The sequence below is a fragment of the Acidovorax sp. PRC11 genome (assembly GCF_031844105.1).
GTDB lineage: Bacteria > Pseudomonadota > Gammaproteobacteria > Burkholderiales > Burkholderiaceae_C > Paracidovorax.
Window position 1 is genome coordinate 188,602 of sequence record NZ_JAUZUQ010000003.1, and the last position, 24,537, is coordinate 213,138.

19 protein-coding genes are annotated in these 24,537 nt (G+C 68.2%); 5 read left to right on the plus strand and 14 right to left on the minus strand.

All coding sequences use genetic code 11. From position 1 onward, the window contains the following. Positions 1 to 25 precede the first annotated feature (25 nt). On the minus strand, positions 26 to 1,066 hold the full coding sequence (gene pstS, locus Q9R47_RS04810) for a phosphate ABC transporter substrate-binding protein PstS (protein ID WP_311232068.1): 1,041 nt from the start codon (positions 1,064 to 1,066) through the stop codon (positions 26 to 28). 234 nt (positions 1,067 to 1,300) lie between these two features. On the opposite strand from pstS, the gene Q9R47_RS04815 reads away from it, so the two are divergent. Then, entirely contained in the window at positions 1,301 to 2,791 is a 1,491-nt protein-coding gene (locus Q9R47_RS04815; protein ID WP_311232069.1) for a Ppx/GppA phosphatase family protein, read from the plus strand. A gap of 105 nt (positions 2,792 to 2,896) precedes the next feature. Continuing rightward, a complete protein-coding gene (locus Q9R47_RS04820; RefSeq protein WP_311232070.1) occupies positions 2,897 to 3,454 on the plus strand; it encodes a hypothetical protein in 558 nt (185 codons plus the stop codon). 18 nt (positions 3,455 to 3,472) lie between these two features. Here Q9R47_RS04820 and Q9R47_RS04825 read toward each other — a convergent pair whose 3' ends face one another. The 3 genes from Q9R47_RS04825 to Q9R47_RS04835 all read right to left on the minus strand — a co-directional run bounded on the left by Q9R47_RS04825 (position 3,473) and on the right by Q9R47_RS04835 (position 7,066). Beyond that, entirely contained in the window at positions 3,473 to 3,937 is a 465-nt protein-coding gene (locus tag Q9R47_RS04825) for a histidine phosphatase family protein (protein ID WP_311232071.1), read from the minus strand. Next, positions 3,934 to 6,102: a polyphosphate kinase 1 gene (ppk1, locus tag Q9R47_RS04830; protein ID WP_311232072.1), complete on the minus strand. Its 2,169-nt coding sequence runs from the start codon at positions 6,100 to 6,102 to the stop codon at positions 3,934 to 3,936. The genes Q9R47_RS04825 and ppk1 overlap by 4 nt, the downstream gene beginning before the upstream one ends. Positions 6,103 to 6,226: 124 nt before the next feature. After that, positions 6,227 to 7,066 carry a GNAT family N-acyltransferase gene (locus Q9R47_RS04835; RefSeq protein ID WP_311232073.1) on the minus strand — a complete coding sequence of 280 codons (840 nt, stop codon included), beginning with the start codon at positions 7,064 to 7,066 and terminating at the stop codon, positions 6,227 to 6,229. A gap of 251 nt (positions 7,067 to 7,317) precedes the next feature. Here Q9R47_RS04835 and Q9R47_RS04840 point away from each other — a divergent pair, with 251 nt between their 5' ends. Further along, positions 7,318 to 9,558 carry an EAL domain-containing protein gene (locus Q9R47_RS04840; protein ID WP_311232074.1) on the plus strand — a complete coding sequence of 747 codons (2,241 nt, stop codon included), beginning with the start codon at positions 7,318 to 7,320 and terminating at the stop codon, positions 9,556 to 9,558. A 19-nt stretch (positions 9,559 to 9,577) separates the two neighbouring features. On the opposite strand, the gene glmM is transcribed toward Q9R47_RS04840, so the two are convergent. The 4 genes from glmM to Q9R47_RS04860 all read right to left on the minus strand — a co-directional run bounded on the left by glmM (position 9,578) and on the right by Q9R47_RS04860 (position 14,770). Further along, entirely contained in the window at positions 9,578 to 10,912 is a 1,335-nt protein-coding gene (gene glmM, locus Q9R47_RS04845; protein ID WP_311232075.1) for a phosphoglucosamine mutase, read from the minus strand. 29 nt (positions 10,913 to 10,941) lie between these two features. Further along, on the minus strand, positions 10,942 to 11,802 hold the full coding sequence (gene folP, locus Q9R47_RS04850; RefSeq protein ID WP_311232076.1) for a dihydropteroate synthase: 861 nt from the start codon (positions 11,800 to 11,802) through the stop codon (positions 10,942 to 10,944). A gap of 171 nt (positions 11,803 to 11,973) precedes the next feature. Continuing rightward, on the minus strand, positions 11,974 to 13,899 hold the full coding sequence (gene ftsH / locus Q9R47_RS04855; RefSeq protein WP_311232077.1) for an ATP-dependent zinc metalloprotease FtsH: 1,926 nt from the start codon (positions 13,897 to 13,899) through the stop codon (positions 11,974 to 11,976). Positions 13,900 to 14,113: 214 nt separating this feature from the next. Next, positions 14,114 to 14,770 carry an RlmE family RNA methyltransferase gene (locus Q9R47_RS04860; RefSeq protein ID WP_311232078.1) on the minus strand — a complete coding sequence of 219 codons (657 nt, stop codon included), beginning with the start codon at positions 14,768 to 14,770 and terminating at the stop codon, positions 14,114 to 14,116. Between the two features lie 21 nt (positions 14,771 to 14,791). Here Q9R47_RS04860 and Q9R47_RS04865 point away from each other — a divergent pair, with 21 nt between their 5' ends. Both Q9R47_RS04865 and Q9R47_RS04870 read left to right on the plus strand, forming a co-directional pair. Then, positions 14,792 to 15,268 carry a YhbY family RNA-binding protein gene (locus Q9R47_RS04865; RefSeq protein ID WP_311232079.1) on the plus strand — a complete coding sequence of 159 codons (477 nt, stop codon included), beginning with the start codon at positions 14,792 to 14,794 and terminating at the stop codon, positions 15,266 to 15,268. Positions 15,269 to 15,452: 184 nt separating this feature from the next. Further along, positions 15,453 to 16,214, plus strand: coding sequence for a glycosyltransferase (locus tag Q9R47_RS04870; RefSeq protein WP_311232080.1), 762 nt, complete (start codon positions 15,453 to 15,455; stop codon positions 16,212 to 16,214). Between the two features lie 50 nt (positions 16,215 to 16,264). Here the strand turns inward: Q9R47_RS04870 and Q9R47_RS04875 are convergent, their stop codons facing one another. The 6 genes from Q9R47_RS04875 to cycA form a co-directional block, all read right to left on the minus strand. Further along, the gene (locus tag Q9R47_RS04875) at positions 16,265 to 16,678 is read right to left on the minus strand and encodes a DUF4149 domain-containing protein (protein ID WP_311232081.1); all 414 of its coding nucleotides are present in this window, start codon (positions 16,676 to 16,678) and stop codon (positions 16,265 to 16,267) included. A gap of 44 nt (positions 16,679 to 16,722) precedes the next feature. Further along, positions 16,723 to 17,199, minus strand: coding sequence for a transcription elongation factor GreA (gene greA, locus Q9R47_RS04880; protein WP_311232082.1), 477 nt, complete (start codon positions 17,197 to 17,199; stop codon positions 16,723 to 16,725). A 219-nt stretch (positions 17,200 to 17,418) separates the two neighbouring features. Beyond that, complete coding sequence (gene carB / locus Q9R47_RS04885; RefSeq protein ID WP_311232083.1) at positions 17,419 to 20,679, minus strand: carbamoyl-phosphate synthase large subunit; 3,261 nt, start codon at positions 20,677 to 20,679, stop codon at positions 17,419 to 17,421. Beyond that, a complete protein-coding gene (gene carA, locus Q9R47_RS04890; RefSeq protein WP_311232084.1) occupies positions 20,672 to 21,856 on the minus strand; it encodes a glutamine-hydrolyzing carbamoyl-phosphate synthase small subunit in 1,185 nt (394 codons plus the stop codon). Before carA ends, carB begins: the two co-directional genes overlap by 8 nt. 173 nt (positions 21,857 to 22,029) lie before the next feature. Next, the gene (locus Q9R47_RS04895) at positions 22,030 to 22,614 is read right to left on the minus strand and encodes an EF-hand domain-containing protein (RefSeq protein ID WP_311232085.1); all 585 of its coding nucleotides are present in this window, start codon (positions 22,612 to 22,614) and stop codon (positions 22,030 to 22,032) included. Between the two features lie 246 nt (positions 22,615 to 22,860). Continuing rightward, on the minus strand, positions 22,861 to 24,336 hold the full coding sequence (cycA, locus tag Q9R47_RS04900; RefSeq protein ID WP_311232086.1) for a D-serine/D-alanine/glycine transporter: 1,476 nt from the start codon (positions 24,334 to 24,336) through the stop codon (positions 22,861 to 22,863). Between the last annotated feature and the right edge of the window lie 201 nt (positions 24,337 to 24,537).

A 24,537-nucleotide genomic window follows, 5' to 3' on the forward strand; every position in this document is an offset into this window, starting at 1 on the left:
TCGGGGCGGAAGACGGCGGTGGAACTTACTTCAGCGAGATCGCCTTGCCCGAAGTGTCCTTGATCTCTTCCCAGGACTTCAGCACCACGGCCTTCACGGCGTCGGGCATCGGCACGTAGTCGAGGTCGGTGGCGGTCTTGTCGCCGTTCTTGTAGGCCCAGTCGAAGAACTTCAGCGACGTGGCGGCCTGCACGGGCTTGTCCTGCGCCTTGTGCATCAGGATGAAGGTGGCACCGGTGATGGGCCAGGACTCCTTGCCCTTCTGGTTCGTCAGGATCTGGTAGAAGCTCTTGGACCAGTCGGCGCCGGCCGCAGCGGCCTTGAAGGCATCGTCGTCGGGCGACACGAAGGCGCCGTCGGCGTTCTGGAGCTGCACGTAGGTCAGCTTGTTCTGCTTGACGTAGGCGTACTCCACGTAGCCGATCGAGTTGGGCAGGCGGCCCACGAACGCTGCGACGCCTTCGTTGCCCTTGCCGCCCGCGCCGGTGGGCCAGTTCACGGCCGTGCCTTCGCCGACCTTGGACTTCCACTCCTCGTTCACCTTCGACAGGTAGTTCGTGAAGATGAAGCTGGTGCCCGAGCCGTCGGCACGGCGCACGGGAGCGATCTGCGCGTCCGGCAGGTTCACGCCGGGGTTCAGCGCCTTGATGGCGGCATCGGACCAGTTCGTGACCTTGCCCAGGTAGATGTCACCCAGCACCTGGCCGCTCAGCTTGATCTGGCCGGGGGCGATGCCCTTGATGTTGACGACCGGCACCACGCCGCCGATGACGGTGGGGAACTGCACCAGGCCCTTCTTCGCCAGCTCTTCGTCCTTCAGGGGGGCGTCCGATGCGCCGAAATCGACCGTCTTGGCCTCGATCTGGCGCAGGCCGGCACCGGAACCAACGGACTGGTAGTTGATCTTGACCCCGGTTGCCTTGTTGTAATCGGCCGCCCACTTGGAATACAGCGGAGCGGGGAAACTGGCGCCAGCGCCCGTGGCTTCCTGCTGAGCCCACGCGCTGGAGAACGCGCCCGCCGCCACCACACCCGACACCAGAACCCGAATCACAGACAGTTTCATGAAGGAACCTCTTGGTTGAGAAATCAGTGATGGCGAATGTAGAAGCGCTTTATGACAGCACTGTGACGACCCTGCCCCGCTGTCATGCCGGGCTTCCCCCGGAACGGGGGGCCAAGGGACTGCCGTCCTGTCATCGAATTGTCATGCCGCCGCCTTACGCTGGGCGCTCGCGACAATGCGGCCCTGAGTGCTATGCTGCGCCGCCTGAAAAACCAGCGCGCAGAGCGCGACACCATGCACGACGGAACCTTGCTTGCCGCGGTGGATCTCGGATCCAACAGCTTTCGCCTCGAGATCGGGCGTTTCGAACACGGGCTGATCCGCCGGATCGAGTACCTGAAGGAAACCGTCCGCCAGGGCAGCGGTCTGGACGGCGAGCGCAACCTCACGCCGGAGGCCATGCAGCGCGGCTGGGACTGCCTCGCCCGCTTCGCCGAGCGCCTGAAGGGATTTCCAGCCGACCGCGTCCGGGCCGTGGCCACCCAGACCCTGCGCGAGGCGCGCAACCGGGATGCATTCCTGCAGCAGGGCAGCGCCATCCTGGGGCACCCCATCGAGGTCGTCTCCGGCCCCGAGGAGGCCCGCCTGATCTACCAGGGCGTGGCGCACCTGCTGCCCCAGTCGGACGAACGGCGCCTGGTGGTGGACATCGGCGGCCGCTCCACCGAACTCATCCTCGGCCATGCCTTCTGCGCCGACGCGGTGGCCTCGTTCCGCGTGGGCAGCGTGGCCTGGTCCAACCGCTATTTCGCCGACGGAGCGTTCACGGCGGAATCCTTCCGCACGGCGGAGATCGCCGCGAAGGCGGTGCTGGACGAGGCGCTGAACACCTACCGCCCGCAAGCATGGGACGTGGCCTACGGCTCCTCCGGCACCGCCGGCGCGGTGGGTGAGATGCTGGCCGCCGCGGGGGGCACGCCCGGCCTGATCACGCGGGACGGCCTCGACTGGCTGCAGGAGCAGCTGCTGCGCGCGCGCTCGGCCGACAAGGTGCGCCTGGAGGGCCTCAAGGAAGACCGCCGGGCCGTGATCGGCGGCGGCATCAGCGTGCTGCGCGCCGTCTTCGACCTGCTGGAGATCCGCACCATGCAGGTCGCCCAGGGCGCGCTGCGCCAGGGCGTGCTCTACGACCTGCTGGACCGCGAACTGCCGGCGGACGACGTGCGCTCCTCCACGGTGCGCGGCCTGATGGAGCGGTTCCAGGTGGACGCGCAGCATGCCGGCCGCGTCGCCCGCACGGCCGCCCTGCTCCACGCGCAATTGCACCCGGTGGCGCAGCCCGGCGCACCGGACCACGGGGACCGCGAGCTGGTGTGGGCCGCGCAACTGCACGAGATCGGCTGCATCGTCTCCCATGGCGACCACCACCACCACGGCGCCTACATCCTGGAGCACACCGACGCGGCGGGCTTCTCGGTCTCTGAACTGCACCACCTCAGCCTGCTGGTGCAGGGGCACCGCGGCAAGGTGCGCAAGCTCGAGGCCAATCTGGACAACCCGCGCCTCGCCCGCGAACTGGCCTGCCTGCGCATGGCGGTGGCCCTGTGCCACGCGCGCCGCGACCCGGACCTGGAAGGCATCGCGCTGGCTTGCGAAGGCCACCGCTTCGTCGCGCGGGCCCGGGCCGGCTGGGCCGCGGCCTTCCCGCAATCCGCGCACCTGCTGCGCGAGGAAGGCGTCGCGTGGCAAAGAACCTCGTGGGAATTCGCGGCCGAATTGCCATGACGTGACGGGGGCCACATGACGCTGCGGGGGCCATCCCGGCCGCGGGGGATGCAAACTCATCCGTAACGGTATAAACTGTTTATACCGTTTACTACATTGCATTCCATGTCCGACTCCACGTCCGCCGCACCCCAATCCGCCCACGCCACCGCCGACGCCGCTGCAGCCCCTGCCAGCGCATCCGCATCCTCGGCACCGGCCGCCCGGGCGAAGGCCAAGGCCGGCGCCAAGCCCAAGGCGAAAGCCGATCGCAAGACCCGCGCAGACGCCAAAAGCGGCAGCGGCAAGCCTGCCGCGGCACCGGCCGCCACCCCGGCGAAGAAGAAGGCCGCGGCCGCTGCCCTGCCGGCCGAGCGCGACGCCAAGGCCCGCAAGCCGAAACTCGTGCGCGACAGCTTCACGATGCCCAAGGACGAATACGCGGCGATCGAAAACCTCAAGCAGCGCCTCGCGCTCCAGGGCACCCCGGCCAAGAAGAGCGAGCTGCTGCGCGCCGGACTGGTGCTGCTGAACGGCCTGCAGGACGCCGCGCTGGCCAAGGCCATGCAGGCGATTCCCTCGCTCAAGACGGGGCGCCCGCGCGCCGAACCGGCCAAGACCGAACCGGTCGCACCCGCCAAGGCGGCGAAGACGGCCAAACCGCGCGCCGACAAGAAGAACTGAAGCCGGGCGGCGGGCGCGCTACAGGAAGTCGGGCGCCTGCACCGCCATGAGGATGGTTTCGCTTTCCTCGGCGCGTGCACGCCGGCGCAGCCACCAGACGGCTCCCTTCCGGATGGCGCATTCCGGGGCACGCAGCCCCAGCAGTTCCGCGGCCACCTGCCCCAGCATGGGCTGATGGCCCACGACCAGCACGGCGCCGCGGCCATGCGGCCACTGCGCCAGCTCCAGCAGGTCCGCGGGGGTGCCGCCGGGAAGCAGTTCCGCCCGGAGCTTGTACTTGCGACCCAGCGCCTTCGCGGTGGATTCCGTGCGCACCGCGGGGCTCACCAGCACACGCAGTCCCTCCGGCAGCTGGCGGTCCAGCCAGGCCGCCATTCGCGCGGCCTGCTTCTCGCCACGCGGCGTCAACGGGCGCTGCAGATCATCGGCGCCCTCACGCGCTTCCTCGGCTTCGGCGTGCCGCCAGAGGATCAGGTCCATCATGGACGCGCTGCCGAGGGCGGCGCTCCGGCCAGGACGGGGCCCGGAGGCCCGTAGCGCAGCATGAGTGCCTGCTGGGCCCCATGCCCCGAGACAGGGTGCGGCGCACGCAGGTACGTGCCGTCGGATTGGAGCGTCCACGCATCGCGGTCGTCCTGCAGGTAGGCCACCAGGCATTCGTCGATGATGCGCTGGCGCAGCTCGGGGTCGTCCACCGGCCAGGCCAGTTCCACCCGGCGCAGCATGTTGCGGTTCATCCAGTCCGCGCTCGACAGCAGCAGCTGCTCGTCGCTGCCGGCACGGAAGTAGAACACCCGCGTATGCTCCAGGAAGCGCCCGATCACCGAGCGAACGCGGATGTTGTCGGCCACGCCCTTGCGCTGCGCGGGCAGCATGCAGGCACCGCGCACGATGAGGTCGATCTTCGCGCCCTTGCGCCCCGCGTCCACGAGCGCGTTCATCAGCGCCTCGTCGGTCAGGGCGTTCATCTTGGCGACGATGCGGGCATCCTCGCCGCGCGCAGCGGCCTCGCCCACCGCGGCGATCAGGTCCTGCATCTGGCGGTGCAGATGGAACGGCGCCATCACCAGGCGTTTGAGCTTGGGCAGCTTGTTCTGGCTGGCCAGGTGGTTGAACACCGCGTCCATGTCCGCGGTCACGTCCGCGTCCGCCGTGAAATAGCTCAGGTCGGTGTAGAGGCGCGCGGTGCGCGGGTTGTAGTTGCCGGTCGACAGGTGGCCGTAGCGCCTCAGGTGTTTGCCCTCGCGGCGGGTCACCAGCAGCATCTTGGCGTGCGTCTTCAGTCCGACCACGCCGTACACCACCTGCGCGCCGATGGATTCGAGGGCCTCGGCCCAGTTGATGTTCGCCTCTTCGTCGAAACGGGCCTTCAGCTCCACCACGGCCATCACTTCCTTGCCGCGCCGCACCGCCTCGCGCAGCAGCTCCATCATCTCGGAGTCTGCCCCCGTTCGGTAGATGGTCTGCTTGATGGCCAGCACCTGCGGATCGTTCACCGCCTCGCGCAGGAACTGCAGCACCGCGTCGAAACTCTCGAACGGCTGGTGCGCCAGGATGTCGCGGCGCCGGATCTGCTCGACCAGCGGCGTGCCGGCCTGCACCTGCCGGGGCCAGGCCGAGCGCCAGGGCGGGAACAGCAGCGCGGGTTCGTTGACCAGGTCCACCAGCTGCGTGAGGCGCACCAGGTTCACGGGGCCATGCACGCGGAACAGCGCGGCATCGGGCAGCGCGAACTGCGACTGCAGGAAATCCGACAGGAAACGCGAGCAGCTCGCCGACACTTCCAGCCGGACGGCCTGCCCGTAATGCCGGTGCTGCAGGCCCTGCCGCAGGGCCGTGCGCAGATTGCGCACGTCGTCTTCGTCCACCGCCAGGTCGGAATGCCGCGTCACGCGGAACTGCGAGAACTCCGTCACCTCGCGCCCGGGGAACAGTTCGCTCAGGTGTGCCCGCACAATGCTGGACAGACTGACGCACTGCGCCCCCCCGGGCGCCACCTTGACCGGCATGCGCACCAGCCGCGGCAGGACGCGCGGCACCTTGACGATGGCGATCTCGTTCTCGCGGCCGAAGGCATCGTTGCCCTTGAGCCGCACGATGAAGTTCAGCGACTTGTTCGCCACCTGCGGGAACGGGTGGGCCGGATCCAGCCCCACCGGCACCAGCAGCGGACGCACCTCGCGCTCGAAATACTCGCGCACCCAGCGGCGCTGCTCCGCGGAGCGCTCGCCGTGCGAGACGATGTGGATGCCCTGCTCCGCGAAAGCGGGCATCAGCGATTCGTTGTAGAGCGTGTATTGGCGGGCCACCAGATCATGTGCGATGGCGGAGATCGCCCCGAACGAGGCGACCGTATAGGGCCCTTTGGTTTCGCCGCTCTGCGCCGCGGTGATGTGGGGCGCGGCCCGCACTTCGAAGAACTCGTCCAGGTTGGACGACACGATGCAGAGATAGCGCAGCCGCTCCATCAGCGGCACGTCGGTGCGGGCGGCCCAGTCGAACACGCGCTCGTTGAAGGCGAGGATGCTGTGGTCGCGGTCGAGGAAGTCGGTGCCGGAATCTCCGGCGGGATGGACGGGCGGAGTCAAGGGTTCCTGGGATTCGGTAGAGGGAGCCGGTTCCGAAGAAAACGAAGGCGATGGGGGCATGGGGGGCTTGGGGTCTGGACCAGATTCGGTTTCAGTATTCAGCTCAACCATGACATTTTCATGACATGTCACCGTCTCTGTCATACGCGGACGCCCTGGCTCCATTCTGGTCTCTGCGGCGCGGTTATCCAAGGAAATGCTTGCGGTAGCGGCTCGGCAGGTCGTCGATGCGCATGAGCATCGGCAGGTCGGCCGTGTTGAAGTCCGGGTCCCAGGCGGGAGCGCCCAGCACGCGCGCCCCGAGGCGCAGGTAGCCCTTGATGAGTGCGGGAGGCTCCACGGCCAGCGAGCCGTCGAGCTGCTCCACGGGCAGGGGAAGGCGCGGAGACACTGCGTATTCCGGGGCCGCGAGGTGGGTGGCGCGGAGCTGGGCCCAGATGCTGGCGGCCGCGTTGCCGCTCAGCACGCCGTTGTGCAGCATCGGAATGCTGGCGCAGCCGATCATGGTGTCCAGCCGGTTGCGCACCATGAAATCCGCGAGCGCGCCCCAGAGCGCCATGATGACACCGCCGTGGCGGTGGTCGGGATGTACGCAGCTGCGGCCCAGCTCCACCATGCGGCCCCGCAGGTGCGCGAGCCTGGCCAGATCGAATTCCGTGTCGCTGTAGAGCCCGCCGGCGCGCAGGGCCTGCGCGGGGGTGAGCACCCGGTAGGTGCCGATCACGGCGCGCGTCTCCGTGTCGCGGACCAGCAGGTGCTCGCAATAGGCATCGAACGCGTCCACGTCGTGGCCGGGGACGGCGGTGTCCAGCCGCGCGCCCATCTCGCCCGCGAACACGAGATACCTCAGACGCTGCGCTTCCCGGACTTCCGAGGCGTCACGGGCCCAGGAGACCTCGATGCATGGGACAGCGGACGAATCGCGCCGGGGCGCCGGAACCTCCACAGGACCCGGTCGATGAAGAGACCTCCGGAAGGACATGTCCGGAGACAGGGGCAGGGTGGGAACAGGAAGGTCGCTCACGAAATACTCCCAATGGACCGTTGAACCGTCGGAGGGCGTGATGGCACGCCGCCGCGCTGGACAATGTCGCAGCGGGGCATGACAGCGCGGTGTCGTGACCATGGCGCCTTCGTGACAGCATCGGGAAATCGGCGCGCTCTCCCACGGTGATCGGGCGCGCACTCGTGGTATGCCCTGCCCTGTTGGCGGAAACAGGCTGCTACACTTTGGCGCCCTGCCGGCTCCGAGGCACAGGCCCCCTCCATCCCCCCATGCTTTCTTCCAACGTCCGGTCCATGCCTGTCCTGGCGACACCCAGCGGCCCGGCGGTGGAGCGCCTTCTCCGGGAGCAGCAGACGCTGCTGGACAGCGCGGGCGTGGGCATCGTTTTCATCCGGCAGCGGCAGGTGGTGCGCTGCAATCCCCGCTATGCGGAGATCTTCGGCTACGCCTCCACCCACGAGGCGATCGGCCTGAGCAGCCAGAGCCTGTACCCGAGCACCGCGGCATTCCGCGCCCTGGGCCGGGCGGCCTATCCGACGCTCTCCCGCGGCCTGCCCTACCGCTGCGAGTGCCAGATGCAGCGCAAGAACGGCCGGCTCTTCTGGGCCAGTCTCACGGGGCGTCTCATCAATCCCGCCGACACGTCGGAAGGCTCCATCTGGATCGTCGACGACATCGACGAGCATCGCCACGCACAGGTCCGCCTGCAGGCCGCCGTGCGGGAGAAGCAGGCCCTGTTCGACCATGCGATGGTGGGCATCGCCTTCGTGCGCGGCCACCGGCTGACCCGCTGCAACCGCCATTTCGAGCAGATGCTGGGCTATGCGCCCGGCGAGCTGGCCGAAGGCTCGCCCCGCCACTGGCATTTCAGCGACGAGGACTGGGCGGCGGTGGAGCGCGGCCATGGCGGCTCCGGTGGCCAGGAGGATGCGACCGGCTTCACCGGCGAGATCGAACTGCGCGCGAAGGACGGACGCACGGTGGTCTGCGAAGTGCGCAGCCGGGCGCTCGATCCGCTGCACCCCGGCCAGGGTGCCATCTGCATCGCCCTGGACGTGAGCGAACAGCGCAAGACGCAGGCCGAACTCGCGCGCATGCATGCCGAGCTCGAGCACCAGGTCCGGGAACGCACCCGGCAGCTGAGCGAAACCGTCGAGAGCCTGCACCGCGAGATCAACGACCGCAAGCACGACCAGGAGCGCATCTACTGGCTGGCCCACTACGATCCGCTCACCGGGCTGCCGAACCGGACCCTGCTGGCCGAACGCGCCCAGCATGCGATCCGCGTGGCCCAGGAGAACGGCACGCCGCTGGCCGTGGTGTTCCTGGATCTGGACCATTTCAAGCACGTCAACGATTCGCTCGGCCACCGCGTGGGCGATGCCCTGCTCGTCGAGATCGCCAAACGCCTGCGGGCCGTGGTGCGCGACCGCGATACCGTCTCGCGGCTCGGGGGCGACGAATTCATCCTGCTGCTGCCCGGAGCGAACGCGCACGGCGCGGCGCGCGTGGCCACCAAGCTGCAGGAGGCGTCGCGCCAGGCCTACCAGATCGGCCACCACGAACTCACCATGGCGCCGTCCATGGGCATCGCCCTCTTCCCGAGCGACGGCAGCGATTTCGAGACGCTCACGCAGTCGGCGGACGTGGCGATGTACCGGGCCAAGCTCGACGGCCGCAACACCTACCGCTTCTTCACGCCGGAGATGCAGGCGCAGTCGGTGCGCGCGCTGCGGCTGGAGAACGCCCTGCGCCGTGCGCTGGAGCGCGGCCAGCTGCAGCTGCATTACCAGCCGCAGATCACCATCGCCACCGGCGAGATCCGGAGCGTGGAAGCCCTGATGCGGTGGCAGCATCCGGAGCTGGGGTCGGTGTCGCCCGCGGAATTCATCCCGATCGCCGAAGACAGCGGGCAGATCCTGCAGATCGGCGAATGGGTCATGCGGACGGCGCTGGCGCAGCTGCAGGTCTGGCACGGCATGGGCCTGGGCTGGCTGTCGGTGGCCGTGAATCTTTCGGCACTGCAGTTCCGCCAGCCGCAGTTGCCCGAACTCGTCAGCCGGATCCTGGACGAAACGCAGCTCGTTCCCCAGCGGCTCGAGCTGGAGCTGACCGAGGGCGTCGCCGTGGACGACCCGCGCTCGGCCATCGCCACCATGGACCAGCTGTTCGCGCGCGGCGTGCGGATGTCGATGGACGATTTCGGCACCGGCTATTCATCGCTGAGCCAGTTGAAGCGCTTCCAGATCTACAAGCTCAAGATCGACCAGTCCTTCGTGCGCGACCTGGGCGTGGACAGCAACGACCGGGCCATCGTGAGCGCCATCATCCGCATGGCGCAGGCCCTGGGCATCCGCACCACCGCCGAAGGGGTGGAGACGGCCGAACAGCTCGAATACCTGCGGGAACAGGGCTGCGACGAGGCGCAGGGCTACTATTTCAGCCGGCCCCAGTCCGCCGAACACATCACCCCCCTGCTGCTGCAGCGCCGGCTCGCCATCGGCGGCTGACCGCGCCCGTGCGGCCGCTTCAGCCCGCCCGGGCCGCGTCCGCCAGCTGGTGCGCGAAATGGCTGGCGCGGTCCGCGTCCGCGGTCTCGACCATCACGCGCAGCAGCGGCTCGGTCCCGCTCGCCCGCACCAGCACGCGGCCCTCGCTGCCCAGTTCCGCTTCGACCGAGCGCAGCGCGTCCTGCAGCACGGCGTTGGTTTTCCAGTCCTGGCCGGGGAGCAGCCGCACGTTGACCAGCACCTGCGGAAAGAGCCGCACGCGCTCCAGCGACTGCGCCAGGCTGCGCCCGCTGCGCACGCAGGCCTGCAGCACCTGCAGCGCGCTGACGAGGCCGTCGCCCGTGGTGTGGCGGTCCAGCGCCAGCAGATGGCCGGAGCCCTCGCCGCCCAGCAGCCAGCCGTGGCGCGCCAGCTCTTCCAGCACGTAGCGGTCGCCGACTTTGGCGCGCACCAGCTCCACGCCGTCGGCCTTGAGCGCCAGCTCCACCGCCATGTTGGTCATGAGCGTACCCACCACGCCGGGCAGGCGCTCGCCGCGTGCCAGCCGGTCGCAGGCCATGAGATAGAGCAGCTCGTCGCCGTTGTAGAGGCGGCCGGCGGCATCCACCATCTGCAGCCGGTCCGCGTCGCCGTCGAGCGCGACGCCGTAATCGGCGCGGTTGGCGCGCACCGCCCGGACGAGCGCGTCCGGATGGGTGGCACCGACCTGGTGGTTGATGTTGAGGCCGTCCGGCGCGCAGCCGATCGCCAGCACCTCGGCGCCCAGTTCATGGAACACCTTGGGCGCGATGTGGTAGGCCGCGCCGTGCGCGGCGTCCACGACGATCTTCACGCCGCGCAGCGTCAGGTCCTGCGGGAACGTGCTCTTGCAGAACTCGATGTACCGGCCGGCGGCGTCTTCCAGGCGGCGCGCCTTGCCGAGCGAGGCGGAATCCGCCCAGCTCGGCGCCTCGTCCAGCGCCGCCTCCACGGCCAGTTCCCACTCGTCGGGCAGCTTGGTGCCGCGGGCGCTGAAGAACTTGATGCCGTTGTCGGGATAGGCATTGTGGCTGGCGCTGATCACCACGCCCAGGCTCGCGCGCTGCGCGCGGGTCAGGTAGGCCACGCCGGGCGTGGGCAGCGGCCCGAGCAGCACCACGTCCACCCCGGCGGAATTGAAGCCCGACTCCAGCGCGCTCTCCAGCATGTAGCCGGAGATGCGGGTGTCCTTGCCGATCAGCACCGTGGGGCGCTCTTCGGTGCGCCGCAGCACGCGACCGACGGCGTGCGCCAGCCGCAGGACGAAGTCCGGCGTGATGGGCGCCTGTCCCACGGTTCCGCGGATACCGTCCGTTCCGAAATATTTACGGGCCATGCGTAGATCTCCTTGTCGTTCCGTTGTTGTTATGCAGCGGGGCGCCCCATCGGCTCCTGCACCGGTGGCCGCGCCGCGTTCCAGACCTGCAGGGCCGCGACCGTCTCCGTCACATCATGCACCCGCACGATGCGCGCTCCGCGCTCCACCGACAGCAGCGCCGCGGCCACGCTCGGGGCCATGCGTTCTTCCACGGGCAGCCCGGTCACGGCGCCCAGCGAGGACTTGCGCGACCAGCCCGCCAGCCAGGCATGGCCGCTATCGGCAGCCAGTTCGTTCTGCCGGGCCAGCAGCGCGAAGTTCTGCTCCACCGTCTTGCCGAAGCCGATGCCGCAGTCGAGCACGATCCGGGAAGCCTCCACGCCCCGGCCGCGCAGTTCCGCGGCGCGTGACGCGAGGAAAGCGCGCACCGGCTCCACCGGGTCGCCGTGCATGGGCGCAGTCTGCATGGTCTGCGGATCGCCGTGCATGTGCATCAGGCACACCCCGCATTGCGCATGCCCGGCCACCGCCTCCACCGCGCCCGGTTGCCGCAGCGCCCAGATGTCGTTGACGATGTCGGCTCCCAGGTCGAGCACTGCCCGCATCACCGCGGGCTTGTAGGTATCCACGGAAACCGGCACACCCCAGCCGACGGCGGCCTTCACCACGGGCAGGACGCGCGCCAGCTCTTCGTCGAGCGGCACGGCCGGGCTGCCCGGCCGGGTGGACTCACCTCCGATATCGAGGATGTCTGCGCCCTGGCGCAGCATCTCCTCGCCGCGGCGCAGCGCATCCGCGACCGCCTGGTGGCGGCCTCCGTCGGAAAACGAATCCGGCGTGGTGTTCAGGATGCCCATCACACGCGGGCGCGAGAGGTCGATGCGAAACCGCGAGGTCTGCCAATGCATGCGGAGAGCCGGTTCAGTCAAGGAAAGCAATGAATGGAACGGAGATCATCGCAGCGGTCGCCGGGGATGGAGCGCAATGGCGCACGACGCTGCGCTCCAGGCGCGGAAAACGCAGAAACGGGGCCGAAGCCCCGTTTGCACGAACCCCGGAAGGGGGTTGGTTCTCCCGCGTCACGCCGCGGTGGGCGCCGTATCGCTCGCCACCGGCGCGGGCGTGCCGCCACCGGAGGAGTTGTCGCCGCCGGACGACGGCGTGCGGGGCGTCCAGTCCTTGGGCGGGCGCGGCGGCTTGCCGGCCATGATGTCGTCGAGCTGCTCGGTGTCGATGGTCTCCCATTCGAGCAGGGCGTTCGCCATGGCGTGCATCTTGTCCTGGTTGTCCTCGATGAGTTTGCGCGCCAGGGCGTACTGCTCGTCGATGATGCGGCGGACTTCGCCGTCCACCTTCTCCATCGTCTGCTCGCTCATGTTGTTCGTCTTGGTGACCGAACGGCCGAGGAACACCTCGCCCTCGTTCTCGGCATACACCATGGGGCCCAGGGCCTCGGTCATGCCGTAGCGCGTGACCATGTCGCGGGCGATCGAGGTGGCGCGCTCGAAGTCGTTGCTCGCGCCGGTGGTCATCTGGTTCATGAAGACCTCTTCCGCGATCCGGCCGCCGAACAGCATGCTGATCTGGTTGAGCATGAACTCGCGGTCGTAGCTGTAGCGGTCCTTCTCGGGCAGGCTCATCGTGACACCCAGCGCACGGCCGCGCGGGATGATGGTGACCTTGTGCACCGGGTCGCACTTGGGCAGCAGCTTGCCGATCAGGGCGTGACCGGACTCGTGGTAGGCCGTGTTGCGGCGCTCTTCCTCGGGCATGACCATGCTCTTGCGCTCGGGGCCCATGATGATCTTGTCCTTGGCCTTCTCGAAGTCCTGCATCTCGACGGTGCGCGCATTGCGGCGTGCGGCCATCAGCGCAGCCTCGTTGCAGAGGTTGGCCAGATCGGCGCCGGACATGCCGGGGGTGCCGCGGGCGATGACCGCCGCGTTCACGTCCTGGCCCACCGGAACCTTGCGCATGTGCACGTTCAGGATCTGTTCGCGGCCGCGGATGTCGGGCAGCGTGACATAGACCTGTCGGTCGAAACGACCGGGGCGCAGCAGCGCCTGGTCCAGGATGTCGGGACGGTTGGTGGCCGCCACGACGATCACGCCGAGGTTGGTTTCGAAGCCGTCCATCTCGACCAGCATCTGGTTGAGGGTCTGCTCGCGCTCGTCGTTGCCGCCACCCAGGCCGGCACCGCGCTGGCGGCCCACCGCGTCGATTTCATCGATGAAGATGATGCAGGGTGCGTTCTTCTTGGCGTTCTCGAACATGTCGCGCACGCGGGCCGCGCCCACGCCGACGAACATCTCGACGAAATCGGAGCCGGAGATGCTGAAGAACGGCACCTTGGCCTCGCCGGCGATGGACTTGGCCAGCAGCGTCTTGCCGGTGCCGGGAGGGCCGACCAGCAGCAGGCCGCGCGGGATGCGGCCACCCAGCTTCTGGAATTTCTGCGGATCCTTCAGGAAGTCGACGACTTCCTTGACTTCTTCCTTGGCCTCGTCGCAGCCGGCCACGTCGGAGAACGTGACGGTGTTGTTGTTCTCGTCAAGCATGCGCGCCTTGCTCTTGCCGAAGCTGAAGGCGCCGCCCTTGCCTCCGCCCTGCATCTGCCGCATGAAGTACACCCAGACGCCGATCAGCAGCAGCATCGGGCCCCAGCTCACGAGCAGGGTCATCAGCAGGGAGCCTTCCTCGCGGGGCTTGACGTCGAACTTGACGTTGTTGCTGATCAGGTCGCCGACCAGGCCGCGGTCGAGGTAGGTGGCCGTGGTGCGGACCTTGCGCTCGTCGTTGGTGGTGGCGACGATCTCGGTGCCGCCCTGTCCTTCCTGGATGGTGGCGTTCTTGATGCGGCCGCCACGCACTTCATCAAGGAATTCCGAATACCCGATATTGCCGGCGCTGGCGCCCGCACGGGTGTCGAATTGCTTGAACACCGTGAAAAGCACCATGGCGATCACGAGCCACACGGCAATTTTCGAAAACCATTGATTGTTCAAAGCGGGGCTCCAGAATCGAGGGGGAGAACAATGGCCGGATCAGAGACTCACCGACGGCATGTTCCTGCGCATTTAGGGCGCATTTTAGGCCTTTCAAGGCATTCGGCCGCGCGCCTTTACCCCAACCGCGGCTATGGTCACCATAGGAAGCGTGCCAGGCCGTCGCGGGCACGGCGCGTCGGCCGTCACCCGCCCGGGGCGATTTCCCGCGCGGTTATTTGCGCAATCCCATGCCGACGAGAAAGGTTTCCGAGGATTTGTCGCGCGAGGCCTTGGGCTTGACCGATTTGACGGTGCGGAAACTCTCCTTGAAGAGCTGCACCAGCTGCGCATAGCCGCTGCCATGGAAGAGCTTCACCACCAGCGCGCCGTCGGGTTTGAGGTGCTGCTGCGCGAAATCCACGGCCAGCTCGATCAGGTGGGCGATCCGCACCGCATCCACCGACTCCACGCCCGAGAGATTGGGCGCCATGTCGGACACCACCACGTCCACCGGCCGCCCCTGCACGGTCTCCTGCAGGCGGGCGAGCACGTCCTCTTCGCGGAAGTCGCCCTGCAGGAAGGTGACGCCCTCGATCGGCTCCATCGGCAGGATGTCGAGCGCGATCAGCGTGCCGTTGAGCTGCCCGGTGGCCGCGCCGGAGGGCGCCATGCGCCGCCGGAGGTACTGGCTCCAGGCGCCGGGCGAGGAGCCGAGATCGACCACCACCTGGCCGGGGCGGATGAGCCCGAGGGTCTCGTCGATCTCCTTGAGCTTGTAGGCGGCGCGTGCGCGGTAGCCCTCTTTCTGGGCGAGTTTGACGTAGGTGTCGTTGACGTGGTCGTGCAGCCACGCCTTGTTCACCTTCTTGCTTTTCGTGTTGGCTTTCATCCTGCCTCGATAATACGGTCCATGCCCCAAATCCAATTGACCCCCGCGGAGCGCCGGGAACACCGCGCCAACGCCCACCACCTGGACCCCGTGGTGATGATCGGAGGCGACGGCCTCACCGCAGCGGTCCAGAAAGAGGTCGATGCCGCGCTGTCGGCCCACGGCCTGATCAAGGTGCGCATTCTCGGCGACGACCGTGCCGCGCGCGACCAGATCTACCAGAAACTGGCCGACGAACTGGATGCCGCCCCCATCCAGCACATCGGCAAGCTCATCGTGCTCTGGCGCCCTCCGGCGCAGAAGGCCAAGACGGTCGACGAGGACCGCATGCCCGGCCCGCGCGACATCAAGGTGCTGAAATTCAGCAAGCGCGGCGGCCAGCGCCCGGAAGTGAAGCAACTGCGCGTGCTGGGCAACCAGCGCCTGACGCCCGGCGGCCAGATCAAGCGGGCCAAGAAGCCCAAGCAAACCTCCGTCAAGAAGCGCCAAGCCGACTGATGCGACGACACCCTCCTGAGCGGCTTCGCCGCTTCCCCCCGCTCTCGCCGTGCTGCGCACGGCGGGCAGGGGAACGACGCCAGCGGCCGGGCAAAGCCCGTTCCGCGGCGTCTGCCGGCATGGCCTGCTCCGCGGCCCTCGGCCAGGTGACGCAGCACCGGATATCGCGCCATCCATCACTGAAATGAGCACGGCAGCCGATTTCCCGATGCGGGATTCCCCTCAGCGCCACGTGCTCTGCATGAAGTGGGGCACGAAGTACGGCCCGGAGTACGTCAACCGCCTCTACGCGATGGTGCGTCGGCACCTGACGGGCCCGTTCCGCTTCGTGTGCCTCACGGACGACACGCGCGGCATCCGCGGCGAGGTGGAGTGCTTCCCGATTCCGGCGCTCGAGCTGCCCGAAGGCATTCCCGAGCGCGGATGGACCAAGCTCGCCACCTTCCACCCTGACCTGTACGGGCTGCGCGGCCCGGCGCTGTTCCTCGACGTGGACGTGGTGGTCGTCGGCCCGCTGGACGACTTCTTCACGCAGCCGGGCGAATTCGTCATCATCCACGACTACAAGCGGCCCTGGCGGGTCACCGGCAATTCTTCGGTCTACCGCTTCGAGATCGGCGCGCACCCGGACGTGCTCGCCTACTTCCGCGACCACTTCGATGCGATCCGCTCGAACTTCCGCAACGAGCAGGCCTACCTGTCCGACTTCCTGCACCAGCAAGGCAAGCTGAGCTACTGGCCCGCGCCGTGGTGCCCGAGCTTCAAGTACCACAGCATCCCGCGCTGGCCGGCCAACTACTGGCGGCCGCCCGCGATCCCGCCGGGCGCGCGCATCGTGATCTTCCACGGGGAATGCAACCCGCCCGATGCGCTGGCGGGACGGCGCAACCGGCGCTGGCGCCACATCGAGCCCACGCTCTGGGTGGCGGAGCACTGGCGCGAGTGAGCGGCGCACTGCGGGCCGGTGCCCGCAGGTTCAGAACCATCGGGAGCCGGTCAGCGCGGCGGCCCCGACACGCGCAGCAGCACGCGCAGCGCGCAGATCCACTGCACGGCATACATCGCCGTGCCCACGCTATGCCAGAGGCGCAGATCGGTGCGGGCCACGATGCGCGGTGCCACGCCGAACTGCACCAGCAGGGCCAGCAGCATGCCGCCGATGATCCAGGGCATGGCATCGCGTGCCCAGGCCTCCTGAGGCGCGTCGCCCCGGCGCATGGAGGCCAGCAGCAGGGCCAGGCCACAGCCGGCGGAGACGAAGGTCTGCGCCTCGAACAGGCGTGCCGCAAGGGTGCCGGCCATGGCCGGCGTCGGCAGGTGCTTGAAGAGCATCGGCACGGCCAGGAAGCCGATCGCCGACAGACTGCCCCACCAGAGGGCGGCCAGCAGGACGGGAAGGCGTTGTCGCATCGCGGGCTCCTGGGGTGTCCGGCCGTGCCGAGGCGGCGGACGGATCAGAGGTAACGGACGCCCACGACCTCGTAGCGGCGCAGGCCGCCGGGTGCCTGCACCTCGGCCGTGTCGCCCTCTTCCTTGCCGATGAGCGCGCGCGAGATCGGGCTCGACACGTTGATCAGGCCCTGCTTGAGGTCCGCCTCGTCTTCGCCGACGATCTGGTAGGTCACGCGGTCGCCGGATTCCTCGTCCTCGAGGTCCACCGTGGCGCCGAACACGACCTTGCCGCCCGCGTCGAGCTGCGAGGGATCGATCACCTGTGCGGCGGACAGCTTGCCCTCCACTTCCTGGATGCGGCCTTCGATGAAGCCCTGGCGGTCCTTGGCGGCTTCGTATTCGGCGTTCTCGCTCAGGTCGCCCTGGGCGCGGGCCTCGGCGATGGCATTGATGACGGAGGGCCGCTCGACGGTCTTCAGGCGGTGCAGCTCTTCCTTGAGCTTTTCCGCGCCGCGCTTGGTGAGGGGGATGGTGGCCATTGAATCAGTCTCCACGTTCAACTCATGCCGCGCCCGTGGCGCGGCCTACCGGCGCCGGAAGTCCGGGAGTGTCCCGGCGGCGCCCCAAAAGCAAACCGCCGCGCGTTGCCGCGCGGCGGTCTCGGTCTGTGTCACCGGCAAATTATGCCGGTTTTTCCCGCCATTCCCCACCCGTTCGCCATCCCGGAAGGGACAGCGGACGGGCGGACGGCGGCGGCGTCACACGGCGGCCAGCTGCGCGTGCAGCTCCTGCACCGAATACACCTCCAGGCTCTGCAGGTGCTTCATGCCTTCCACCGCGGCTTCGGCGCCGAAGATGGTCGTGAAGGTGGTCACGCGGGCCTGCAGCGAGCTGGTGCGGATCGCGCGCGAGTCGGCGATCGCGTTGCGGCGCTCCTCCACCGTGTTGATGACCATGACGATCTCGTCGTTCTTGATCATGTCCACGATGTGCGGGCGGCCTTCCGTGACCTTGTTCACCACCTTGACCGGCACGCCGGCGTCGGAGATGGCCGCGGCCGTGCCCTTCGTGGCCACGAGGTCGAAGCCCATGGCCGCGAGTTCGCGGGCGATCGCCACGGCGCGCGGCTTGTCGCCGTTCTTCACCGTGAGGAACACCTTGCCCGAGGTGGGCAGCTTGGTGCCGGCGCCGAGCTGGCTCTTGACGAAGGCTTCGCCGAAGGTCTTGCCCACGCCCATCACTTCGCCGGTGGACTTCATCTCGGGGCCGAGGATCGTGTCCACGCCCGGGAACTTCACGAAGGGGAACACCGCTTCCTTCACGCTGAAGTACGGCGGCGTCACCTCCTCGGTGATGCCCTGGGATGCGAGCGACTGGCCGGCCATGCAGCGCGCGGCCACCTTCGCCAGCTGGATGCCCGTGGCCTTGGAGACGAACGGCACCGTGCGCGAGGCGCGGGGGTTCACTTCCAGCACGTAGATCACGTCCTGCCGCGCGCCGTTCTCTTCGCGCTCCTGGATGGCGAACTGCACGTTCATCAGGCCCACCACGTTCAGGCCCTCGGCCATGGCGGCGGTCTGGCGCTTGAGCTCGTCGACCGTGGCCTTGGAGAGGTAGTACGGCGGCAGCGAGCAGGCGGAATCGCCCGAGTGCACGCCGGCCTGCTCGATGTGCTCCATCACGCCGCCGATGAACACCTTGCCTTCGGGGTCGCGCAGGCAGTCCACGTCGCACTCGATCGCGTCGTTCAGGAAGCGGTCCAGCAGCACCGGGGAATCGTTGCTCACCTTGACGGCCTCGCGCATGTAGCGCTCGAGGTCGCGCTGCTCGTGCACGATTTCCATCGCGCGGCCGCCCAGAACGTAGCTGGGGCGCACCACGAGCGGGTAGCCCAGGGCGGCGGCCTTCTCCAGCGCCTCGGCCTCGGTGCGGGCGGTGGCGTTGGGCGGCTGGCGCAGGCCCAGTTCATGCAGCAGCTTCTGGAAGCGCTCGCGGTCTTCCGCGGCATCGATCATGTCCGGGCTGGTGCCGATGATCGGCACGCCTTCGGCCTCCAGGCCCAGCGCGAGCTTGAGCGGCGTCTGGCCGCCGTACTGCACGATCACGCCCGTGGGCTTTTCCTTGTCGACGATCTCCAGCACGTCTTCGAGCGTGAGCGGCTCGAAGTACAGGCGGTCGGAGGTGTCGTAGTCGGTGGAGACCGTCTCGGGGTTGCAGTTGACCATGATGGTCTCGTAACCATCCTCGCGCATGGCGAGCGCGGCGTGCACGCAGCAGTAGTCGAACTCGATGCCCTGGCCGATGCGGTTCGGCCCGCCGCCCAGCACCATGATCTTCTTCTTCGAAGACGGCTCGGCCTCGCACTCTTCCTCGTAGGTCGAGTACATGTAGGCGGTGTTGGTGGGGAATTCGGCGGCGCAGGTGTCCACGCGCTTGTACACGGGGCGCACGTTCAGCGCGCGGCGCGCCTCGCGGACGGCTTTCTCGTTGGTCTTCAGCAGCTTGGCCAGGCGGCGGTCGGAGAAGCCCTTCTTCTTGAGCACGCGCAGCGTGTCGGCGTCCAGCGCGGCCAGCGCGCCCTCGCCCTTCTCGTCGCAGAGCCGGTCGAGGTCGAGCTCGATCTTCACGATCTCCTCGATCTGCACCAGGAACCACTTGTCGATCTTGGTGAGGTCATACACCTCGTCGACCGACAGGCCCATGGCGAATGCGTCGCCCACGTACCAGATGCGCTCGGGACCGGGCTCGCCCAGTTCCTTTTCGAGCAGTTCGCGGTCCTGGGTCTTCTCGTTCATGCCGTCCACGCCCACTTCCAGTCCGCGCAGGGCCTTCTGGAAGGATTCCTGGAAGGTGCGGCCCATGGCCATCACCTCGCCCACGGACTTCATCTGCGTGGTGAGGCGGCTGTCGGCGGTCGGGAACTTCTCGAACGCGAAACGCGGGATCTTGGTGACCACGTAGTCGATCGAGGGCTCGAACGAGGCCGGCGTGGCACCGCCCGTGATGTCGTTGCGCAGCTCGTCGAGCGTGTAGCCCACGGCCAGCTTGGCCGCGACCTTGGCGATCGGGAAACCCGTGGCCTTGGAGGCCAGCGCCGAGGAGCGCGACACGCGCGGGTTCATCTCGATGACGACCATGCGGCCGTCCTTCGGGTTGATGGAGAACTGCACGTTGGAGCCGCCGGTGTCGACGCCGATCTCGCGCAGCACGGCCAGCGAGGCATTGCGCAGGACCTGGTACTCCTTGTCGGAGAGCGTCTGCGCCGGTGCCACGGTGATCGAGTCGCCCGTGTGCACGCCCATCGGGTCCAGGTTCTCGATGGAGCAGATGATGATGCAGTTGTCCGCCTTGTCGCGGACCACTTCCATCTCGTACTCCTTCCAGCCGAGCAGCGATTCCTCGATCAGCAGCTCGTTGGTGGGCGAGGCTTCCAGGCCGCGCTTGCAGATGGTCTCGAACTCTTCCGGGTTGTAGGCGATGCCGCCGCCGGTGCCGCCGAGCGTGAAGCTGGGGCGGATCACCGTCGGGAAGCCCACGCTGCGCTGCACGGCCCAGGCCTCGTCCATCGAGTGGGCGATGCCGGAACGCGCCGAGCCCAGGCCGATGCGGGTCATCGCGTCCTTGAACTTCAGGCGGTCCTCGGCCTTGTCGATGGCCTCGGGCGTGGCGCCGATCAGCTCCACCTTGTACTTGTGCAGCACGCCGTTGCGCCACAGGTCGAGCGCGCAGTTCAGCGCGGTCTGGCCGCCCATGGTGGGCAGGATCGCGTCCGGGCGCTCCTTGGCGATGATCTTCTCGACCGTCTGCCAAGTGATCGGCTCGATGTAGGTGACGTCGGCCGTGGCCGGGTCGGTCATGATCGTCGCGGGGTTGCTGTTGATCAGGATGACCTTGTAGCCCTCTTCGCGCAGCGCCTTGCAGGCCTGCACGCCGGAGTAGTCGAACTCGCAGGCCTGGCCGATGATGATCGGGCCGGCGCCGATGATGAGGATCGATTTGAGGTCGCTGCGCTTAGGCATTCTTGTTCTCCGTCTTGTGCTTTTCCATCAGCGCCGTGAAGCGGTCGAACAGATAGGCGATGTCGTGCGGGCCGGGCGATGCCTCGGGGTGGCCCTGGAAGCAGAACGCGGGCTTGGACGTGTGCTCCAGGCCCTGCAGCGTGCCGTCGAACAGGCTCACGTGGGTGGCGCGCAGGCTGGCGGGCAGCGAATCGGCCTCCACGGCGAAGCCGTGGTTCTGGCTGGTGATGCTCACGCGGCCGTCGTCCAGGTCCTTCACGGGATGGTTCGCGCCGTGGTGGCTGTTGTCCATCTTGAAGGTCTTGGCGCCGCAGGCCAGGGCCATGATCTGGTGGCCCAGGCAGATGCCGAAGAGCGGCACGCCCGCGTCGATGACGCGGCGCGTGGCCTCGATGGCGTAGTCGCAGGGCGCCGGGTCGCCGGGGCCGTTGGAGAGGAACACGCCGTCGGGGTTCATGGCCAGCACCTCGGCCACGGGCATCGTGGCGGGCACCACCGTGAGCTTGCAGCCGCGCTCGGCCAGCATGCGCAGGATGTTCTTCTTCACGCCGTAGTCGTAGGCCACGACGTGGAAGCGCGGGGCCGACTGGGTGCCGTAGCCTTCGCCCAGCGTCCATTCGGTCTGGTCCCAGGCATAGGCGCTCTGCGTGCTCACCACCTTGGCGAGGTCCAGGCCCTTCATGCTCGGCGCGGCCTTGGCGGCGGCCAGAGCTTCGTCGATGCGCGCCTGCGTGACGGATTCGCCGGCGCCCAGGCCGAGGATGGCGCCGTTCTGCGCGCCCTTGTCGCGCAGCAGGCGCGTCAGCTTGCGGGTGTCGATGTCGGCGATGGCCACGGTATTGCCGCGCGCGAGGTACTGCGAGAGCGTCTCGGTGCTGCGGAAATTGCTGGCCAGGAGGGGCAGGTCCTTGATGATGAGACCTGCGGCATGGATCTTGTCGGCCTCGACATCCTCGGAGTTGACGCCATAGTTGCCGATGTGCGGATACGTCAGCGTGACGATCTGCTGGCAATAGCTGGGGTCGGTGAGGATTTCCTGGTAGCCGGTGATGGCGGTGTTGAACACCACTTCACCGACCGTGGTGCCGGCGGCACCGATCGAGCGACCAATAAAGACCGTGCCGTCTGCGAGCGCCAGGATGGCGGGCGGGAAGGTTCCCTTGAGAGACAAAAGCACTGGGTTCTCCGGATGGTTACGGGTCGCCCGGAGCCCCCCGGCGAGAAACCTGGGAAGCTGCTTTTATGGAAGGATTGCTTTGGTTGCGGCCGGGCGACGTTTTTGCGGGAAAGCCTCCAATTGTAGCCTCACCCGCATGCCGCCGGTGCCCCGCCGGCATTCACCCGACCCGCTCAGAGGGTGTTGCGCGGGCGTTGCGACAGCTGGGCGAAGGCGGTGGTGAGCGCGCTCAGCTCGCCCGCGCCGACGGTGCCGTCGCCATTGCCCGCGGCGCCCCGGTCCACGAGACGCAGCAGCGACTGCGCGAATTCTCCGCCGCCCTGCGGGCCGGTCGTCTGTGCGAGGCCCTGCAGGAACTCGTCGCGCGTGATGGTGCCGTCCTTGTCCGCGTCGAAGCCGGCCGTGAGCTGCTCCTTCTGCGCATCCGTGGCGCCGAAGCGGGTGAGCAGCGCCTGGAAATCCTCCTTCGGCACCGGCTTGTTGGCGGACAGGGCCTGCAGCGCGCCACCGGCCGCGCCACCCGCGCCCAGCAGGCCGACACGGGTTTGGCCCACCGTGCCGGACGAGGCCAGCACGCCCTGGCCCGCCAGGCGCGCGAGCCCCCCGGCATCCTGGCTGAGGGTGACGATGGCGGAAGGATCGGGTGCGGACGGCGCATCGCTGCCCTGACGCGCCGTGCCGGCCGACGCCTTGGAGGAGGACGCCGCATTGAACAGCATGGACGCGACGGACGCGAGACCGGAAACGATGGGGGACATGGCCGCTGGCTCCTGGTGGACGGGCTCCCGCGCGCCCCGGGCACCCTGCCCGGCGCGCAGCCACGGGCGCCCACCGCAAGGGTACGCGGCCGGGTGGCGGACGATCGCCGGAAGAAGACGGCAAGCACCCGGCTTTTCGGGCGCCTGCCGCGCGCCGCCTACGGGCACGGCGCGGACCTGCGAGAACCTGCGCGGCGCTGCACCGCGCCGGGGATGCAGGTCGGAGGGGTCAGCGGCAGCGGCGCTTCAGCGGCTGTGACCGTGTCCGCGCACCGCGCCCGGCGCTCGTCCGCGTTCGGCCACGGCCCCGCCGGCCTGGCGCGAGCCGGGGCGCATCAGGGCATAGGCCGCGGCGAGCAGCACGAACCACAGCGGCGTCGCGATCAGGGCCTGGCGCGTGTCGGCTTCCAGCGCGAGCAGCCCCAGGATGAAGACGAAGAACGCCAGGCAGACGCCGCACATCGCCAGGCCGCCGGGCATGCGGTAGATGGAGGCCGCATGCCGCTCGGGGCGCTGGCGGCGGTAGGCGATGTACGACAGCAGGATCATCGACCAGGTGAACATGAAGAGGATCGCCGAGACGGTGGTGACCAGCGTGAAGGCCTCCACCAGGTCCGGAATGATCCACATCAGCACGGCGCCGGCCAGCAGGCAGGTGCAGGAGAACAGCAGCCCGCGCGACGGTACGTGCTGGCGGGACAGCTTCTGGAAGGCGCGGGGTGCGTCGCCCTTGAGCGCCAGGCCGTAGAGCATACGGCTGGTGGAGAACACGCCGCTGTTGGCCGATGAAGCCGCCGAGGTCAGCACCACGAAGTTGATCACCCCGGCCGCTGCCGGCAGCCCCGCCAGCACGAACAGTTCGACGAACGGGCTCTTGCCGGGCACCACCTCGCGCCACGGGGTGACGGCCATGATCGCGATGAGGGCGAGCACGTAGAAGACGATGATGCGGATGGGAATGGAGTTGATGGCGCGCGGCAGGCTGCGCTCCGGATCCTGCGCCTCCGCGGCAGTGGTGCCGACGAGTTCGATGCCCGAGAACGCGAACACCGCGATCTGGAAGCCCGCGAAGAAGCCCATGAGCCCGTGCGGGAACATGCCGCCGTCGTTCCACAGGTGGCGCAGGCTCGCCTCGTGGCCGGCGGGCGAGACGAAATGGGTGGAGACCATGTAGAGGCCGGTGCCCACCAGCGCCACGATGGCGACGATCTTGATCATGGCGAACCAGAATTCGATCTCGCCGAAGAGCTTCACGGTGAGCAGGTTCAGCGACAGCAGCAGGCCGACGCAGGCGAGCGCCGGTGCCCACTGCGGCAATTGCGGGAACCAGAACTGGCTGTAGGCGGAGATGGCGATCACGTCGGCGATGCCGGTGACGATCCAGCAGAACCAATAGGTCCAGCCCGTGAAGAAGCCGGCCCAGGGCCCGAGCAGATCGGCGGAGAAGTCCAGGAAGGATTTGTAGCGCAGGTCGGAGAGCAGCAGCTCGCCCATCGCGCGCATCACGAAGAACAGGACGAAGCCGATCACCATGTAGACGAAAACGATGGACGGGCCGGCGAGGCTGATCGTCTTGCCCGAGCCCATGAAGAGACCGGTGCCGATCGCGCCGCCGATGGCGATCAGCTGGATGTGGCGGTTGGTGAGGGTGCGCTGCAGATGTTCGCTCTCGTGCGCGGGGCCGGACGGGCCCTGGGCCGGCGGCGTGGCCTGACGGGTCATTCAGGAAGCTCCAAGGGAAAGGGAAGGAAAAGGGAAAAGAAGAACAGGACAGGAAGCAGAGGAGTTCCAGGCGACGGCTCGGAAAGCGGGAGGACGCAGCGTGCCGGCACGGGCGCGGCGGATGGCCGGGCCACGCAACGCAATGCGACGCAAAGCAATGCGACGAGGCACGACATCGCGCCGCAGCACGGAGCGGGCAAC

Bases quoted from the DNA above. Each gene is read 5' to 3' on its own strand.
- pstS (WP_311232068.1), bottom strand. From the start codon at position 1,066: ATGAAACTGTCTGTGATTCGGGTTCTGGTGTCGGGTGTGGTGGCGGCG.
- Q9R47_RS04815 (WP_311232069.1), top strand. From the start codon at position 1,301: ATGCACGACGGAACCTTGCTTGCCGCGGTGGATCTCGGATCCAACAGC.
- Q9R47_RS04820 (WP_311232070.1), top strand. From the start codon at position 2,897: ATGTCCGACTCCACGTCCGCCGCACCCCAATCCGCCCACGCCACCGCC.
- Q9R47_RS04825 (WP_311232071.1), bottom strand. From the start codon at position 3,937: ATGATGGACCTGATCCTCTGGCGGCACGCCGAAGCCGAGGAAGCGCGT.
- ppk1 (WP_311232072.1), bottom strand. From the start codon at position 6,102: ATGCCCCCATCGCCTTCGTTTTCTTCGGAACCGGCTCCCTCTACCGAA.
- Q9R47_RS04840 (WP_311232074.1), top strand. From the start codon at position 7,318: ATGCTTTCTTCCAACGTCCGGTCCATGCCTGTCCTGGCGACACCCAGC.
- glmM (WP_311232075.1), bottom strand. From the start codon at position 10,912: ATGGCCCGTAAATATTTCGGAACGGACGGTATCCGCGGAACCGTGGGA.
- folP (WP_311232076.1), bottom strand. From the start codon at position 11,802: ATGCATTGGCAGACCTCGCGGTTTCGCATCGACCTCTCGCGCCCGCGT.
- Q9R47_RS04860 (WP_311232078.1), bottom strand. From the start codon at position 14,770: ATGAAAGCCAACACGAAAAGCAAGAAGGTGAACAAGGCGTGGCTGCAC.
- Q9R47_RS04865 (WP_311232079.1), top strand. From the start codon at position 14,792: ATGCCCCAAATCCAATTGACCCCCGCGGAGCGCCGGGAACACCGCGCC.
- Q9R47_RS04870 (WP_311232080.1), top strand. From the start codon at position 15,453: ATGAGCACGGCAGCCGATTTCCCGATGCGGGATTCCCCTCAGCGCCAC.
- Q9R47_RS04875 (WP_311232081.1), bottom strand. From the start codon at position 16,678: ATGCGACAACGCCTTCCCGTCCTGCTGGCCGCCCTCTGGTGGGGCAGT.
- greA (WP_311232082.1), bottom strand. From the start codon at position 17,199: ATGGCCACCATCCCCCTCACCAAGCGCGGCGCGGAAAAGCTCAAGGAA.
- carB (WP_311232083.1), bottom strand. From the start codon at position 20,679: ATGCCTAAGCGCAGCGACCTCAAATCGATCCTCATCATCGGCGCCGGC.
- Q9R47_RS04895 (WP_311232085.1), bottom strand. From the start codon at position 22,614: ATGTCCCCCATCGTTTCCGGTCTCGCGTCCGTCGCGTCCATGCTGTTC.
- cycA (WP_311232086.1), bottom strand. From the start codon at position 24,336: ATGACCCGTCAGGCCACGCCGCCGGCCCAGGGCCCGTCCGGCCCCGCG.